This is a genomic window from Streptomyces sp. NPDC016677 (assembly GCF_055562815.1).
Map to the genome: position 1 here is coordinate 209108 of NZ_JBVHEO010000002.1, position 16637 is coordinate 225744.

Sequence of the window (16637 nt, forward strand, 5' to 3'; positions counted from 1 at the left end):
CCCGCCATGCACACCATCGCCGTACTCGCCCTGGACCGGGTGATCCCGTTCGACCTGTCCACGCCGGTCGAGGTGTTCACCCGCACCCGGCTGCCGGACGGGCGTCCCGGTTACCGGATCCGGGTGTGCGCGCAGGAGCCGGAGGTGGACGCGGGGGTGTTCACCCTGCGCGCCCCCTGGGGACTGGAGGGGCTCCAGGGGGCCGACACGATCATCGTGCCCGGTACGGCCGACGTCTCGGTCCCGCTGCCCGCGGCCGTCCGGGACGCGCTGCGGGCGGCGGCCGAGGGCGGCACGCGGATCGCCTCCATCTGCTCGGGCGCCTTCCCGCTGGCCGCCACCGGCCTCCTCGACGGCATGCGGGCCACCACGCACTGGGCCGCGGCCGGCGCCCTGGCCGCCCGGTATCCCGAGGTCGAGGTGGACCCGGACGTGCTGTACGTGGACAACGGGCAGATCCTCACCTCGGCCGGTGCCGCCGCGGGCCTCGACCTGTGCCTGCACCTGATCCGGCGCGACTACGGCTCGGCCGTCGCCGCCGACGCCGCCCGGCTGTCCGTCATGCCGCTGGAACGGGAGGGCGGGCAGGCGCAGTTCATCGTCCACGAGTACGCGCCCCGGCCCCAGGGCTCCGTACTGGAACCGCTGCTCACCTGGCTCCAGGAGAACCTGGACCGCGAACTCACCCTGAACGACATCGCCGCCCAGGCCGGGACCAGCACCCGCACCCTGATCCGGCGCTTCCGCGAACAGACCGGCACCACACCGCTCCAGTGGCTGCACCGGGCCCGCGTCCGGCAGGCCCAGCACCTGCTGGAGACCACGCGCCACCCCGTCGAACGCATCGCCGCGCAGGTCGGCTTCGGCTCCCCCACCGCCTTCCGGGAGCGGTTCAAGCGCACCACGGGCGTCAGCCCGCACGCCTACCGCCGTACCTTCGCCTCATCCCCCGCCGGCTGACCCCCGTACCCGGTCGCGCAGGCTGCCCGCCTCCGCCAGGGTGCGCGCCGCGGCGGCCGCCAGCCGGGGCCGGGCGCGCACGAACCGCCGGGCGGCGCGGGCCGGTTCCCGCGCCAGCAGGTGGGCGGCGCCGCCCGGCACCGGACGTACCACCGCGCCCTCGTACATCCGCAGGTCGCGGGTCTTGAACGACTCCTTGTAGCGGGCCGGTCCGGTCCCGAGGTCGACCATCCGGACCCCGTCGGCCGCGGCGGCCTCCAGCATCCGCAGATGCAGCACGAGGCCGGGTGAGTACTTGCCGTAGGCGCGGTCGTACGCCGGGAACCACCAGGAGAGCACCGTGGCCGAGCGCAGCCCGAAGTGGGCGGCGACGGGGCGGCCGGCGGCGTAGAGGACGGAGAGCAGTCCGCGGCACTCCGGTTCGCCGCTCTGCGCGAGCAGGCCCACCAGGGCGTTGATCCACTCCTGCGCGAAGCGGTCCCGCCGGCCCGTGCGGCGGTACTGGGCCGACTTCCACCGCATGAGTTCCCGCAGCACGGCCGGGTCCCGGGAGTCCAGGACGAACCGGACCTCGCCGACCTGCCGGGCGAGCTTGCGTTCCTTGGCGAGGGTCTGTCTGAGGAACCCGGGGGCGTCCCGGCGCAGTCTCTCCAGGTAGCGGTCGTAGCCGGCTTCGATGTCGACGACCGGGGAGGCGAGTTCCTCGACGGCGTGCGCGGCGAAGGCGTCCTGGCCGTCCTCCAGGTTGTCGAACTCCCAGGACGCCAGGGAGCAGGCCCGCAGCAGCCGGCGCGGCTCGATCCTGATCCCAGGGCGCAGGACGGCCCCCTGGCAGTCCGAGACGCCGAGTCCGATGGCCCGCCCCCGGCCCAAGGGGCCCTTCTCGTAGGGAAAGTAGCCGACCGGCGTGCCGTCCTGCTGGAGGACCGCGACGCGGGCGCCGGGCCGTACCCGGCCGACGGCCGCGGTGAACACCGGATCGAGGAAGGGATTGGCCGGTGCCCCGGTCAGGGCGCGGATCTCCCGCCACATCTTGATGTCGTCCGGTCCCAGTTCGTCCGGCCGCAGAATGAGAATGCGCTGTCCCGGCATGGCTGATGCCTCCCGTGTGGTCGAATCGAGGACACACCCGGGCCTGTTCGTCACCGCGTCCCGGCTCAGGAGTCGGCGGGCCGTACGGCGCAGGCCCCGTTACCGCTCGCGCCGCTCAGCAGCGGTACGTCCGCAGGAGATCGGCGCCCGGGGACGGGCCGAGGGGGGCCGGCCGTACGGCGGTGGACGCGCCCCTGGGTTCCGTGGCGTCGCGGTCCGCCGCGGACGCCCGCACGGGGGCGCCGTCGGCCGCGCATCCGGCGCCGGCCGCGCCCGCGGTCCTCGCGGGGCGCGGCGCGGCGCGGCGGACGGCCGTGCCGTCCTCGCACGGGCCCGGTTCGGTGAGGCTCTCGTCCTGGGCGTCCGCCGCCCCGTCACCCGGCGGGGCGGCCACGCCCGCCGCGGCCACGGCGGGGGCGGCCCCGTCCGGTGACGGCTCGGGCGCGCAGAGGTTCAGCAGCACCGAGGCGAGCAGCAGCACCAAGGCCATTGCCCATCGACGCCGCACCATCGGACTCCTGCCCCTGCGTCTCGGCGGGGGTCGGCCGACGGCTCGGCGGCGGACGGCTCCCCCGGACGCGCCCGACCGCGCCTTCCAGTAGGCCGAGCGCGTCCCGGCCCGTCAAGTCCCGCGCGCCGAATCGGCGCGCTGCCGCCGGACGTTGGCGTCCGCGCGCCCGTCCGGGACCGTGTGCCGTCTGCCGGGGAGGCGGGAGGGCTCAGTGCTCGGCGGCGCGGTCCAGGATCTCGGTGACCTGCTCGCGGAGCACGGCCCGGGCCTCGGCGGGGAGGGAGCCGAGGGCGGAGGCGTCCAGCGTGTCGGCGGTCCGGGCGGAGTCCGGGCCGCAGTCGGTGCTCTCGCTGAAGACGTCGTAGCCGTCGCGGACGGCGACCCGCAGCCGCCTGTGTCCGTTCTCGTCGGCGTGCACGGCGGTGGCGACGACCAGGGGCGGCGGGCCGCCCGCCTCGGCGGGCATCTTGCGGTACCCGCTGACCAGGGGCGACCGCCAGTGCAGGGAGAGCAACAGCGGTCGCTTGGCGACCAGTTCGGTGAGGTCGGTCTCGTAGACGCGGTCCTGGGACAGCACCGTGGCCCGGGCGTCCAGCACCAGCGCGGCGGGCAGCAGGCAGCGCAGGCTGCTGCCCACTATGTTGCCGCCGACCGTGGCCGCGCGCCGCACGGCTCCGGTGCCCACCGTGCCGGCCGCGCGCCGCAGGACCTCGGGCACCCGTTCGTCGACCTGGTGCAGCAGCACGGCCGCGCCCAGCGTCTCGCGGCCCGTCTCGTTCGCCTCCGGCAGGTTCCGCAGCGACATGGCCAGTTCGGGGAAGCCGTCCCGTTGCCAGCCCGCCCAGACGAGCGTCGCCCCGCCTATGGGAACCGCTCCCTGGGCGAGGTACTCCTGAGCTTCGGACACGGACGTGGGCAGACGCAACAGCACGGCGGCCGACCTGCCTTCCTCGGAACTCGGTGGCCGAGGTTCGGCACCTTCAGCCACATGATCGATGGCATGGCGCATTGTGCCCCACCCCCGCGGGGGCGCGTACAGGGCTCATGTCGGAGGTTCGTGCGCCGCTTCTACGCCGGGCGCACGACCCGACGGCAGGGAAACGGTACGGCCGCGACGCCCGGCGGCGCTACGGCCGGTGCGCCGCCGCTTCCTTCGTCAACTGGACGGCCGAGGCCAGCCCGAGGCCCGGTGCCGACATCCGCAGGGCCTTGATCGCGCGCACCGAGTCGACGGGGCCCTGGTGGCCGGCGGCGGTGAGCCGTTCATGGACCCAGCGGGCGCGCAGCGCGGCGTCCGGTACGGCCGCCGCCCGCTCCACCAGTTCGGCGGCACGCTCCAGTCCGGGCCGCTGCTCCGGCGTGGCGTCGGCCAGCGCCGTGCGCAGCGCGGCGGCGAGCACGTCCGCGTCCCGCAGTACCAGGACGTTGAGTTCCAGGGGCTTGCTCCGTCCGAACATGCCGCCATGGTCGACGCCGTACGCCGTACCGGGCAAGCCACTTGAGCCACTTCTGAGCTGCGCCTCAGTCCGAGCCCACGGGGTCGGTGTCGACGCGGCCGGACAGGCGCTCGTAGCGCTGGCGGGCGGCCTGCGGGGTGCCCAGGCCCAGGCCGAAGGCGATCTCGTGCCAGGTCATGTCGCGGCCCCGGGCCATCTTCAGGAGGCCGGCTTCCAGTTCGTCCAGCTCACCGCGGACCAGCGGGACCAGGCTCAGCGCGGCGGTGATGTCGGCCCGGTCCACCTCGGGTTCGCCGTCGTCCGGCACGGCCGCCCCGCTGAGCAGGAACGAGACGAGCCGGACGGCCTCGTGCGGGCCGATGAGCGAGGGGTGGGTCTGGCGGCGGCGCTGGGCGTCGGTGGCCGCGTGCCGTTCGGCGATGCGCAGCAGGGAGGCGTACACCCGCTGTGCGCGGGCCTGCTCCGGCTGCGGAGGGGAGAACACGTCGGAGGAGGGCGGGTTGGAGGACATGACGGTCAGCATGCCCGATGAACGACGAGAGTTCAACTGATTACGGTGAACAAGTCGTTCAAACACACTCGTACCTTGGCGTCCGGGGTGTCGCTGCCTAGCGTGTCCCAGGTGACCGGCCCGGCTACGACGAGAGGAAGCAGCGCGATGACCCTTCTGGACAGCGAGGTCTGGGGCAAGAGGTTCCTCAGCGACGGCTGGCGGGACGCCTCCGCGACGCGGCCGGTGATCGAGCCGGCCACCGGCGACCGGCTCGGCACGGTCGGACTGGCCACGCCCGAGGACGCCGGCCGCGCCGCCGCCCGGGCCGCCGAGGCGCAGCGGGCCTGGGCGGCGACCCCGCCGCAGCGGCGGGCCGCGGTGCTGCGCCGCGCGGGCGAGCTGCTGACCGGGCACGCCGCCGAGGCCGAGGACTGGCTGGTGCGCGAGGCGGGGTCGGTGCGGGCCAAGGCGGCCTTCGAGGTGGGGCTGGCCATCGACGAGTTCTTCGAGTGCGCGGGACTGCCGAGCCACCCGCAGGGCGAGGTGCTCGCCTCCGGGACCGCCCGCTGGTCGCTGGCCCGGCGCCGCCCCGCCGGGGTCGTCAGCGTCATCGCCCCCTTCAACTTCCCGCTCGTCCTCGGCCTGCGGTCGGTGGCGCCCGCGCTCGCCCTGGGCAACGCGGTCCTGCTGAAGCCGGACCCGCGCACGGCGGTCAGCGGCGGCGTCGTCATAGCGCGCCTGCTGGAGGAGGCCGGGCTGCCCGAGGGTGTGCTGCACCTGCTGCCCGGCGACGGCGCGGTGGGACAGGCGGTGGTCGAGGCGCCCGAGGTCCGGGTCGTCTCCTTCACCGGCTCCACGCCGGTCGGCCGGGCCATCGGGGAGCGGGCGGGCCGCCTGCTGAAGCGCGCCCATCTGGAACTGGGCGGGAACAACGCCCTGGTGGTGCTGCCCGGCGCGGACGTGGCGAAGGCGGCCTCGGCGGGCGCGTTCGGCTCCTACCTGCACCAGGGCCAGATCTGCATGACGACCGGCCGGCACATCGTGCACGAGTCGCTGCTGGCGGAGTACACCGCCGCGCTCGCCGCGAAGGCGAAGGCGCTGCCGGTCGGTGACCCGGCCCGCCAGGACGTGGCGCTCGGTCCGATCATCGACCGGCGTCAGCTGGAGCGGGTGCACTCGATCGTCACCGAGAGTGTCGCGGCGGGCGCGACCGTGGCCGCGGGCGGCGAGATCGACGGCGCCTGCTACCGCGCCACCGTCCTGACGGACCTGACGACCGACATGCCGGCCTGGCGGGAGGAGATCTTCGGGCCGGTCGCGCCGGTCATCGGCTTCGCGACGCCCGAGGAGGCCGCGCGGATCGTCAACGACTGCGAGTACGGGCTGTCCGTCGGCATCCTCGGCGACGTCGGCACCGCGATGAAACTCGCCGACCTGGTCGACTCCGGGAAGGTGCACATCAACGGGCAGACCGTCGACGACGAGCCGAACGCGCCGTTCGGCGGGGTCAAGGCGTCCGGCACCGGGTCGCGGTTCGGCGGGGCGGCCGCCAATGTGGAGGCGTTCACCGAGACCCAGTGGGTCACGGTCAGCCCGGACATCGCCGACTACCCCTTCTGACCCCGGGGTTCCGGTCCCGGCGCGCGCCCGGCGCCGGGCACGGCGAGGATCGGTGGATGGGCTTCCTCCTGCCGGTCCTCTTCGCGCTCCTCGCCGCGCTCAGCAACGCCACGGCCACCGTGCTGCAGCGCAGGGCCGCGCTGACCGTGCCGCAGTCCCAGGGGTTCCGCCTCTCACTCGTCCTCGACCTGCTGCGGCGGCCCGTCTGGCTCGCCGGGATGCTCGCCGTGGTGGTCGCCGGGGCGGGCCAGGCGGCGGCGCTGGCGACCGGTCCGCTCTCGCTCGTCCAGCCCCTGTTCGTCCTGGAGCTGCCGCTGGCGCTGCTGCTGGCCTCGCTGTCGACCGGGCGCCGGATGCCGCCGGTGATGTGGGCCGGGGTGGCCGCCGTGGTGGCCGGACTCGGCATCGCCCTGGGAGCGGCGTCGCCGTACGGCGGCCAGGGCGAGGTGTCCGCCCCGCGCTGGGCGTTCGGGCTGGCGGCCGGCGCGGCGGCGGCCCTGCTGCTGGCCGGGGCCGGGCTGCGGCGGCCCGTCGGCAAGGCCCGGGCCGGCTGCCTGGGCGCGGCCACCGCGGTGTGCTACGCGCTGACGGCGGCGCTGATGAAGGACTCCATGCGGGTGCTGGACACGGGCGGCGTGTCCGGCTTCCTGACCGCGTGGCAGACGTACGCGTTCGCCGCGGCCGGGGTGGGCGCCGTCCTGCTGCTGGAGCACTCCATGCAGGGCGGTCCGCTGGTCGCCTCGCAGCCCGCCCTCACCCTCGGGGACGCGACGGTCAGCCTGCTGCTCGGCGTGTTCCTCTACCTCGAACACCTGCGGACCGGCTGGTGGCTGCTGCCGCAGGCGCTCGGCGTCGCCCTGGTCGTGCTGGGCGTGCTGTCCCTGGCCCGGCACGGGATCGACCTGCGCCCCGGACACTGACGTCCCCGCCGCCGACCGGACCCCCCGCAGCGACGCTCTGCCGGCCGGCCGACGTCGCGGTGATCACGGTCGTGGGCGCGACTGTGGGACCGGACCGGGGCCGGGTGGTGCGACGGCTGCGGCTGTCTGTGGGGGCCGGCGCCGAGACAGCAGTGCGACGGCCGCGCCCAGGGACCGGTGCCGGCACCGCGCCGCCGGCCCCGCGGCAGCCCGCACCGCCCTGCGCCGGCACCGGACGTCCAGGCCCCCGCGGCCCGACCGGCGGGCAGGTCACGCGGCGGCCGGCGCCCCGGTCCCGGCCCGGACGCCCCTCGCACCGCCCACCCCCGGACCGTCCCGGGCCGCCCCCGGCGTCCGGTACGCCCGGCGCTCGCCGCGTCGCGCCGCGGGCCGGGCGGAGGTCACGGGTGGCGAGCGGGCCGGGCCGGGCCGAGGGCGGTGGCCGGGTCGACTCCGGTGAGGCGGACGCTCGCCGCCCACAGCCGGGCCGCGACGGCGGTGTCCGTCAGGTGGCTCCACACCGGTTCGGGCCGCGGCCTGCCTTGCAGGCCGAACACGCGCGGCCCCCGGAGCTGCCCGCCGCGCACGGCCGGGTCGAGCACCGCCCGGACGGCCGGCCAGGCACCGGCGTGCTTGCCCCGCACCAGGACGGCGGCCGGCGCCGAGCCCAGCCGGGAGTCCAGGCCCGGCTCGTGGACCGGCGGACGCGCGGGCGTCAGGCCGTCCAGGGCGCCGCCCGGATGGACCACCACGCTCGTCACCGCACTGGCGGCGGCGCGCAGCCGCCGGTCGAGTTCGAGGCCGAAGTACATCTGCGCCAGCTTGGACCGCCCGTACGTACGTTTGGGCCGGTAGCCGGTCCGGGACTGGAGGTCGTCCAGGTCCAGCCGCTCGGTCTTGGCCGCGAAGCTGCCCGTGGTCACGACCCGGCCCGCGGGCGCCGCCGAGAGCAGGGGCAGCAGCCACCGGGTCAGCGCGAAGTGGCCGAGGTGGTTCGTGCCGAACATCAGCTCGTGCCCGTCGCCGGTCTCCTCGCGGGGCGGATCGTCGAGCGCGACCCCGGCGTTGAGCACCACGGCGTCCAGCCGCTCCGACCCGAGGGCGTCCGCCGCGCCGCAGAGCGGGGCAGGATCGGCGAGGTCCAGACGCAGGGCCCGGACCCGCGCGCCGGGGACCCGGAAGCGGAGGGCGTCCAGGGCGACGGTGGCCCTGGCCGGGTTCCTGCTGCCGAGCACCACGGTGGCCCCGGTCGCGGCGAGCTGTTCGGCGGTGAAGTAGCCGATGCCCGCGTGGCCCCCGGTGACGAGGAACAGCCGGCCGTCGGCCCGGGGCAGCCGGGGGACGTCCCAGGGGGCGGGGCGGAGGGAACGGCGGGCATGACGGGAGACTCCCCCGCGTCGGCGGCACGGACGTACGCCCACCGGTGGCGGCGGACGGGCCCCACCCTCGCGGGCCCGGCCGACAGATCGCCCGCACTCCGCCGACGCCGGTGCGCGCCGCGCCGTACTCCGTCCGAGTGGTGCGTCGGCGGGCCCCGCCGTAGCGTCGTATCGGACGACGGACCGTGACCCGCAGCACGACGGTCCTCGGTCGAACGGAAGTCGAACGGCAGGAGCGGACATGCGCGGACATGCGATGAGGGCGGCCGTCACACTCGGTGCCGCCGCGGCGCTCGCGGCGCCCCTGGGAGCGGCTTCGGCCACCACCCCGTCCCCGGAGCCGGACCGGCATCGGACCGGCGGCCCCGTCCTGGCCGACTGCCAGGGCCGCGGCGAGGTGCGTCCCGGTGACTACCTGCTCGCCTGCGGCGACGGCAACAGCAGGCTGGACTCCCTGCACTGGGCGCGCTGGGACGCCGACGCGGCGGTGGGCCGGGGGGTCAACCTGGTCAACGACTGCGACCCGTACTGCGCGGCGGGCACGTTCCGCGCGTACCCGGTGACCGTGCGCCTCGAAGCGCCCGTGGCGGACGGGAAGAACCCGGGCGAGCCCCGCTACACCCGGATCAGCGTGACGTACACCGACGGGCGGCCGGACGGCGCCCCGCGCGTGGTGAGTTATCCGCTGCCGGGCTGAGCCCCGCCCCGCGGGCGGTCCGGGAGGACCAGGCGGCAGATGTCGCCGGGCTGGACCTGGACCGTCCGGCCGGGCAGCCGGACGTCGATCGGCAGCCGGTCGGAGGCCGGTACGGCGATCTCCAGCAGCTCGTGCTCCAGCCGCAGCCGTACGCCCCAGTGGCCCTGGTAGCGCAGCGAGAAACCGTACGCCGACAGCTCCGGCAGCGGCACCGGGTCCAGCCACAGCGCGCCGGCGCGGGTCTCCAGCCCGGTCAGTCCGCGCTGGACGAGGTCGAGGGTGCCGGCCATGGCGCCGAGGTGGATGCCCTCGCCGGTGGTGCCGCCCTGGAGGTCGGCGACGTCGCCCTTGAGGGCGTCCTGGACATAGGCCCATGCCCCGGCGCGCCGGGCGCGGGCCAGGACCCAGCCGTGCACCAGGCCGCTGAGGGTGGAGCCGTGGCTGGTGCGGGCCAGGTAGTAGTCGACCGTGCGGTGCCAGGTGTCGTCGTCCAGTCGGTGGCCGAGCCGGGCGAACAGGGAGCGGAGTTCGGCCGGGGAGAAGAGGTAGCCGAGCATGAGGACGTCGGCCTGTTTGGACGCCTGGTAACGGTTGACGGTGTCGCCCTCGGCCTCCAGGACCCGGTCGAGCCGGCGGATGTCGCCGTGCCGCTCGCGCAGCCCTCGCCAGTCGAGTTCGGCGAGGTCGCCGTAGCCCTCGAACTGGCTGATCACGCCCCGGTGGAAGGGGACGTGGAGGGTGCGGGAGACGTCCTCCCACTGCTGGACTTCGCCGTCGTCCAGCTCGGTGCGTTCGACGAGTTCGCGGCGGCGCGGCTCGGGCAGGGCGCGCAGCACCTCCAGGGTGCGGGTGAGGACCCAGGCGGCGGTGACGTTGGTGTAGGCGTTGTCGTCCAGGCCGGGCCGGTCCGCGTCCGGGTACGCCTCGTGGTACTCGTCGGGGCCGACCACGCCCCGGATCCGGTGCCGGCCCAGGCCGCCGTCCCAGACCGCCGAGTCGGCCCAGAAGCGGGCGATCTGGAGGAGCATCTCGGCGCCCTTGGTGTGCAGGAACTCGGTGTCGCCGCTGGCCTCGCAGTACTGCCACACGTTGTACGCGATCGCCGAGCCGACGTGGTGCTGGAGGTGGGAGTGGTCCGGCAGCCAGCGGCCCGAGCGCGGGTTGAGGTGGAGCTGCTGGGTCTCCTCCCGTCCGTCGCTGCCGCTCTGCCACGGGTACAGCGCGCCCCGCCTGCCGATCGCGCGGGCCGCCGCCCGGGCCCGGTCCAGCCGGCGGTGCCGGTAGTGCAGCAGCGCCCGGGACACCTCGGGGAAGTGCAGGTTGAGGTAGGGCAGCACGAACAGTTCGTCCCAGAAGACGTGGCCCCGGTACGCCTCCCCGTGCAGGCCCCGGGCCGGGACGCCGACGTCGAGGTCGGCGGTGTGCGGGGAGAGGGTCTGCAGGACGTGGAAGAGGTGCAGGCGCAGGATGCTGCCCGCCTCCCCCGGCACGTCCAGTTCGGCGCGGCGCCACAGCTGTGCCCAGGCGGTGCCGTGGCTGCGCAGCAGCGCGTCGAAGCGGGGCGCGGACGCCACCCGGTCGACGGCGGCCTGGAGCGGGTCGCTGATCGCCGGGTCGCGTGAGGTGTGCAGGGCGACGGTCTTGTCGACGACGGCGGTACGGCCGGGGCGCAGCGGCAGCCGCAGCCGCTGGACGGCCCTCGGTCGTGCCGCTTCCGGTTCCACCGGTACGTCGGCCGTCACCCGGGAGGCCAGGCCGATCCGGATGTCCGAGGTACGGGTGCGGCAGCGCAGCCACACCGTGCCGGGTCCGGCCTCGCCGGTGTGCACGTGGGTGAGGTGGCGGCCCTCCAGGTCCCGGTAGCGCGGCACCCCGGAGTTGGTGACGCCGCCGTCGAGCGCGGCCTCCACGTCCAGGTCGACGGCGGCGGTCTCGGCCGTGAACTCGGTGCGCAGACAGGCCAGATGGGGGTCGGCCATGTGCACCAGACGCAGCTGCCGCACGGCGAGCACGCCCGAGTCGCCGAGCCGGAACCGGGTGTGCCGCTCCAGCAGCCCGGTGTCCAGGTGCACCGCCTGCCGGTGGGTGAGCACCTCGGCGGTGTCGGGCGTGAGCCACGCGCCGCCCGCCGTACGGAACCGCAGCGGCAGCCAGTCGGGCAGGTTGACCATGTCCTCGTTCTCGACCTCGCGCCCGGCGACGGAGGAGGTGAGCCGGTTGTAGCAGCCGGCGACGTACGTGCCCGGATAGTGCACGTCGTCCGCGGCGCACTCGGGCAGCGCGCCGCGGGTGGCGAAGTAGCCGTTGCCGAGCGTGCACAGCGACTCCCGCAGCCGCTCCTCGGCGGGGTCGTAGCCGTCGTACTCCCAGGTCGAGGCGGCGGTCGCGGTCACGGGGCGCTCCTTTCGCGCGGGTCAGGCTTCCCAGGACCAGTCGGCGACCTCCGGCAGGTCGACGCCGTGTTCCCGGATGTACGCGTGGTGGCGCAGCCGGACGTCCGCCATCCGCTGGCGGACGGCGGCGGCCCGCACGACGAGGCCGGGCACCCGGTCGATGACGTCCATGACGAGGCGGTAGCGGTCCATGTCGTTGCCGACGACCATGTCGAACGGGGTGGTCGTGGTGCCGATCTCCTTGTAGCCGCGCACATGCAGGTGCTGGTGGCCGCTCCGCCGGTAGGCCAGCCGGTGGATGAGCCAGGGGTAGCCGTGGTAGGCGAAGACGACCGGCTTGTCGGCGGTGAACAGGCCGTCGTACTCGAAGTCGCTCATGCCGTGCGGGTGTTCGCCGCTGGGCAGCAGCCGGGCGATGTCGACGACGTTGACCACACGGACGGCGAGTCCGGGCAGGTGCCGGCGGAGCAACTGGGCGGCGGCCAGCACCTCCTGGGTGGGGACGTCGCCGGCGCAGGCGAGCACCACGTCGGGTTCGCGGCTGCCGTCCTCGGTGCCCGCCCACTCCCAGATGCCGGCGCCGCGCGCGCAGTGGGTGCGGGCCTGGTCCAGGGTCAGCCAGTCGAAGCAGGGCTGTTTGCCGGCGACGACGACGTTGACGTAGTCGCGGCTGCGCAGGGCGTGGTCGGCGACGGAGAGCAGGGTGTTGGCGTCCGGCGGCAGGTAGACCCGTACGGCCTCGGGGCTCTTGTTGAGGATGTGGTCGACGAAGCCGGGGTCCTGGTGGGAGAACCCGTTGTGGTCCTGGCGCCACACGTGCGAGGTGAGCAGGTAGTTGAGGGAGGCGATGGGCGCGCGCCAGGGCAGCCGGCGGGTGACGCGCAGCCACTTGATGTGCTGGTTGACCATGGAGTCGACGATGTGGACGAACGCCTCGTAGCAGGAGAACAGGCCGTGCCGGCCGGTGAGGAGGTAGCCCTCCAGCCAGCCCTGGCAGGTGTGCTCGGAGAGGATCTCCATGACGCGGCCGTGCGGGTCGAGGTCCTCGTCGACGGGCAGGACCGGCTCCTGCCAGGCCTTGCCGCTGGCGGCGTAGACGGCCTGGAGGCGGTTGGAGGCGGTCTCGTCGGGGCCCACGAGGCGGAAGTCGCGCCGGTCGGCGGTGGCGGCCATGACGTCGCGCAGCAGGTCACCGAGGACCCGGGTGGGTTCGTGGAGGGTGGCGCCGGGGCTGCCGACGGGGACGGCGTAGCGGTCCAGCGGCGGCAGCGGGAGTTCGCGCAGCAGCAGTCCCCCGTTGGCGTACGGGGTGGCACCCAGGCGGCGGGTGCCCTCGGGGACGCAGCGCAGGACGGCGGGGCGCGGGGCGCCGTCCGCGTCGAAGAGTTCCCCGGGCCGGTAGGAACGCAGCCAGCGCTCCAGCTGGCGCAGGTGGTCGGGGTTGTCCCGGACGGCGGCCATCGGGACCTGGTGGGCTCGCCAGGTGCCCTCGACGGGGAGGCCGTCGACCTCGGCGGGACCGGTCCAGCCCTTCGGGGTGCGCAGCACGATCACCGGCCAGCGGGGGCGCTCGGTGGCGCCGTCGTGGCGGGCGGCGCGCTGGATCGCGGCGATGCGGTCCAGGGCGGTGTCCAGGGCGCGGGCCATGGCGCGGTGGACGGCGGCCGGGTCGTCGCCGGTGACGTGGAGCGGGTCGTGGCCGTAGCCGCGCAGGAGTGCGTCGAGTTCGGCCTCGGGGAGCCGGGCGAGCACCGTCGGGTTGGCGATCTTGTAGCCGTTGAGGTGCAGGACCGGCAGGACGGCGCCGTCGTGCACGGGGTCGAGGAACTTGTTGGAGTGCCAGGAGGCGGCCAGCGGCCCGGTCTCCGCCTCGCCGTCGCCGATGACACAGGCGACCACCAGGTCCGGGTGGTCGAAGGCGGCGCCGTAGGCGTGCGAGAGGGAGTAGCCCAGCTCACCGCCCTCGTGGATGGAGCCCGGGGTCTCCGGGGCGACGTGGCTGGGCACGCCGCCGGGGAAGGAGAACTGCCGGAACAGCCGCGCCATCCCGGCCGCGTCCCGGGTGACGTCCGGGTACGTCTCGGTGTACGTTCCCTCCAGCCAGGAGTTGGCCAGTACGGCGGGCCCGCCGTGGCCGGGGCCCCAGACGCACAGGGCGTCCAGGTCACGGGCCTTGATCACCCGGTTGAGGTGGGTGTGGACCAGGTTGAGGCCGGGTGAGGTGCCCCAGTGGCCGAGCAGCCGGGGTTTGACGTGCTCCGGGCGCAGTTCCTCGGTGAGCAGAGGGTTGTCCATGAGGTAGATCTGGCCGACGGAGAGGTAGTTCGCGGCGCGCCAGTGGGCGTCGAGGCCGGCCAGTTCCCCGTCGGTGAGGTCGTCGCCGGTCGGGTCGTCTTCGGTCGGGTCGTCTTCGGTCGGACGGTCGGGTGCCTCGTGCGGGTCGGCGGACATCCGGGGTCCTTTCCGTGTCGGGACGGCGGTCGGGCCGGTGGCGGACCGTGGTGCCGCCGGACCGCGCGGCCGAGGGGACCGGCCGGCCGCGGCGCCCGGTGCACATCCCACCACCCTGCGCGGACCGGCCGGGTACCCGACAGGGCCGTTCGGGTCACTCCCCCGGGGCCGGTCCGACCGGACAGGGCGAATTTTGCATGTCGTGCATCTTTGCATAACATGCAAGTTATGTCGGAGGGGAGTGCCGCGGGGGGCGGACTGCGCGAGCGGAAGAAGCGGGCCACACGGGCCGCTCTCACCGAGGCCGCGGTGCGTCTGGCGGCGGAGCACGGGGCGGAGAAGGTCACCGTCGAGGCGATCAGCGCCGCGGCCGGGGTGTCCGTTCGGACGTTCTTCAACTACTTCGACACCCGCGACGACGTGTTCGTCCTGGTGGGTGCCGAGACCGGCGCCCGCGTACGTCGAGCACTGCTCGCCGCACCGGCCGCGCTGTCCCCCCTCCAGGCGCTGCACGACGCCATGGCCGCCGAGCTGGCCGAGGCCGAGCAGCAGCACGAGCTGTGGCGGCTGCACGGCGAGGTGCTGCGCGCGGCGCCGCACCTCCTCGTCCGCAGCCTCGGCGCGCATCTGGCCGACGAGACCGAACTGGCCGAGGCCCTCGCCGAACGGATCCGCTCCGGCCCCGCCCCCGGCGGCACCCCGCCGGACCCGGCCGCCTCCCACGAGGAACGCCGCAAGGAGCTGGACCTGTACCCGCGACTGCTGGCCGCGGTGGCGGTCACCGCCGTCCGGGTCAGCGTCGACCACTGGTGCGCCCGCCAGGAGGAGCGCACCTTCCGCGAGGTGTTCCAGGAGGTCTTCGCGCTCCTGGCCGCCGGACTGCCGGCGCCGCCCGCGTAGTCCTCCCCCGCCTGCCCTGCCTCCCGCCGCGGCGCCGGCCCGGTCCGCGCCGGGACCACCGTTCAGCACCGCACATCGCTTCAACACCGTTCAGCACCAGCACCGTTCATCACCGTCGAAAGAGATGTCGTGACCGCATCGCAGGCGCCCGCCACCGCGCCGCCCAGTTCCATGACGCAGAAACAGATACTCCAGGCCATGTCCGGCCTGATGGCCGGCATGTTCGTCGCGATCCTCGCGGGCACCGTGGTGTCCAACGCGCTGCCGACGATCATCGCCGACCTGGGCGCCAGCCAGTCCTCCTACACCTGGGTCGTCACCGCCGAACTGCTGGCGATGACCGCGACCGTCCCGCTGTGGGGCAAGCTGTCCGACCTGTTCAACAAGAAGCTGCTGCTCCAGCTCTCGCTGTGCATGTTCGTGGTCGGCTCGCTGCTCGCGGGCTTCTCCCACGACGCCTCGCTGCTGATCTTCAGCCGGGTCGTGCAGGGCATCGGCGCCGGCGGTCTGACCGCGCTCGCGCAGGTCGTCATGGCCTCCGTCATCCCGCCCCGTGAGCTGGGCAAGTACTCCGGCATCTTCGGTGCCGTCTTCGCCGTCGGCACGGTGGCCGGTCCGCTCATCGGCGGAGTCCTGGTGGACACCGACTGGCTGGGCTGGCGCTGGTGCTTCTTCATCGGCGTGCCGTTCGCGCTGCTCGCCATCCTCCTGTTGCAGCAGACGCTGAAGCTGCCCACCGTCAAGCGCCAGGTGAAGATCGACTGGCTCGGCGCCTTCCTCATCGTGGCCGGTGTCTGCGCGCTGCTCATCTGGGTCTCGCTGGCCGGCAACCAGTTCGACTGGGCCTCCTGGCAGACCGCCGCGCTCGTCATCGGCGGCGTGGTGCTGCTGGGCCTGGCCGTCGTGGTGGAGACGCGCGCCGCCGAACCGGTCATCCCGCTGGACATCTTCAAGAACCGCACGGTCACGCTGACCACGGTCGCCAGCCTCCTGGTCGGTGTCGCCATGTTCGGCGGTACGGTCTTCCTCTCCCAGTACTTCCAGGTCTCCCTGGGCAAGTCGCCGACGGTCGCGGGCATGATGAGCCTGCCGATGATCCTCGGCCTGCTGGTGTCGTCGACCGTGGCCGGCCAGATCATCAGCCGGACCGGCAAGTGGAAGCGGTACCTGGTGGCGGGCGCCGTCATCATGACCGCCGGCCTGGCGCTGCTCTCCCTGATCGGCGCGGACACCCACTTCGGGCTGCTCAGCCTCTACATGGCGGTCCTCGGTATCGGCGTCGGCATGCTGATGCAGAACCTGGTGCTGGCCGCCCAGAACGACGTACCCGCCGCCGAACTGGGCGCCGCGACCTCCGTGCTGTCCTTCTTCCGCAGCATGGGCGGCACCATCGGTACCTCGGTGCTCGGCGCGATCCTGGCCAACCGGGTCACCGACGAGATGACCAAGAGCCTGGAGAAGGCCGGCGTCGCCGGCGCGGCGGGCGGTGACGCCGGCGGCGGTGAGAGCCTCCCGGACATGTCCACGCTGGCCGGCCCGATGCGGGAGATCGTGGAGCACGCGTACGGGGTCGCCACCGCCGACCTGTTCCTCGTCGCCACGCCGTTCGCCCTGCTGGCGCTGGTCGCCGTCGTCTTCATCAAGGAGAAGCCGCTGAAGACCACCAGCGGTATGGAGCGGCTCGCCGAAGAGGCGGGCGACGCCGCCCCGACCGACAAGGGCCCGGCGGCTCCGGTCCACTGAGCCGCCCCGGACACCCGCGCG

The 16637-nt window shown here is 74.4% G+C and carries 14 protein-coding genes; 6 read left to right on the top strand and 8 right to left on the bottom strand.

The window, feature by feature from the left end:
• Positions 1–6: 6 nt before the first annotated feature.
• A complete protein-coding gene (locus tag ACZ3IG_RS06255; RefSeq protein WP_467429537.1) occupies positions 7–960 on the top strand; it encodes a GlxA family transcriptional regulator in 954 nt (317 codons plus the stop codon).
• Here the strand turns inward: ACZ3IG_RS06255 and ACZ3IG_RS06260 are convergent.
• The 5 genes from ACZ3IG_RS06260 to ACZ3IG_RS06280 form a co-directional block, all read right to left on the bottom strand.
• A complete protein-coding gene (locus ACZ3IG_RS06260; protein ID WP_467429539.1) occupies positions 943–2052 on the bottom strand; it encodes a GNAT family N-acetyltransferase in 1110 nt (369 codons plus the stop codon). The genes ACZ3IG_RS06255 and ACZ3IG_RS06260 overlap by 18 nt on opposite strands.
• Positions 2053–2167: 115 nt before the next feature.
• The gene (locus ACZ3IG_RS06265; RefSeq protein ID WP_467429540.1) at positions 2168–2563 is read right to left on the bottom strand and encodes a hypothetical protein; all 396 of its coding nucleotides are present in this window, start codon (positions 2561–2563) and stop codon (positions 2168–2170) included.
• Between the two features lie 208 nt (positions 2564–2771).
• Positions 2772–3494, bottom strand: a complete 723-nt coding sequence (locus ACZ3IG_RS06270; protein ID WP_467429542.1) for an FAD binding domain-containing protein — start codon at positions 3492–3494, stop codon at positions 2772–2774.
• A gap of 196 nt (positions 3495–3690) precedes the next feature.
• Positions 3691–4020 carry a hypothetical protein gene (locus tag ACZ3IG_RS06275; RefSeq protein ID WP_467429544.1) on the bottom strand — a complete coding sequence of 110 codons (330 nt, stop codon included), beginning with the start codon at positions 4018–4020 and terminating at the stop codon, positions 3691–3693.
• Positions 4021–4084: 64 nt separating this feature from the next.
• Complete coding sequence (locus ACZ3IG_RS06280) at positions 4085–4531, bottom strand: DNA-binding protein (protein WP_467429546.1); 447 nt, start codon at positions 4529–4531, stop codon at positions 4085–4087.
• Between the two features lie 147 nt (positions 4532–4678).
• On the opposite strand from ACZ3IG_RS06280, the gene ACZ3IG_RS06285 reads away from it, so the two are divergent.
• Together ACZ3IG_RS06285 and ACZ3IG_RS06290 are read left to right on the top strand one after the other, a co-directional pair.
• A complete protein-coding gene (locus tag ACZ3IG_RS06285) occupies positions 4679–6133 on the top strand; it encodes a benzaldehyde dehydrogenase (RefSeq protein WP_467429547.1) in 1455 nt (484 codons plus the stop codon).
• 56 nt (positions 6134–6189) lie between these two features.
• Positions 6190–7053 carry a DMT family transporter gene (locus ACZ3IG_RS06290; protein WP_467429550.1) on the top strand — a complete coding sequence of 288 codons (864 nt, stop codon included), beginning with the start codon at positions 6190–6192 and terminating at the stop codon, positions 7051–7053.
• A 401-nt stretch (positions 7054–7454) separates the two neighbouring features.
• On the opposite strand, the gene ACZ3IG_RS06295 is transcribed toward ACZ3IG_RS06290, so the two are convergent.
• Positions 7455–8387: an SDR family NAD(P)-dependent oxidoreductase gene (locus tag ACZ3IG_RS06295; protein WP_467430518.1), complete on the bottom strand. Its 933-nt coding sequence runs from the start codon at positions 8385–8387 to the stop codon at positions 7455–7457.
• A gap of 286 nt (positions 8388–8673) precedes the next feature.
• Here ACZ3IG_RS06295 and ACZ3IG_RS06300 point away from each other — a divergent pair, with 286 nt between their 5' ends.
• Complete coding sequence (locus ACZ3IG_RS06300) at positions 8674–9129, top strand: hypothetical protein (RefSeq protein ID WP_467429552.1); 456 nt, start codon at positions 8674–8676, stop codon at positions 9127–9129.
• Here the strand turns inward: ACZ3IG_RS06300 and ACZ3IG_RS06305 are convergent.
• A complete protein-coding gene (locus ACZ3IG_RS06305) occupies positions 9111–11522 on the bottom strand; it encodes a glycoside hydrolase family 65 protein (RefSeq protein WP_467429554.1) in 2412 nt (803 codons plus the stop codon). The two genes, ACZ3IG_RS06300 and ACZ3IG_RS06305, sit on opposite strands and share 19 nt — an antisense overlap.
• A gap of 21 nt (positions 11523–11543) precedes the next feature.
• On the bottom strand, positions 11544–13973 hold the full coding sequence (locus ACZ3IG_RS06310; protein ID WP_467429556.1) for a phosphoketolase family protein: 2430 nt from the start codon (positions 13971–13973) through the stop codon (positions 11544–11546).
• Between the two features lie 219 nt (positions 13974–14192).
• Here ACZ3IG_RS06310 and ACZ3IG_RS06315 point away from each other — a divergent pair, with 219 nt between their 5' ends.
• Both ACZ3IG_RS06315 and ACZ3IG_RS06320 read left to right on the top strand, forming a co-directional pair.
• Complete coding sequence (locus tag ACZ3IG_RS06315) at positions 14193–14873, top strand: TetR/AcrR family transcriptional regulator (RefSeq protein ID WP_467429558.1); 681 nt, start codon at positions 14193–14195, stop codon at positions 14871–14873.
• A gap of 171 nt (positions 14874–15044) precedes the next feature.
• Complete coding sequence (locus tag ACZ3IG_RS06320) at positions 15045–16616, top strand: MDR family MFS transporter (protein ID WP_467430519.1); 1572 nt, start codon at positions 15045–15047, stop codon at positions 16614–16616.
• The last annotated feature ends 21 nt before the right edge of the window (positions 16617–16637 follow it).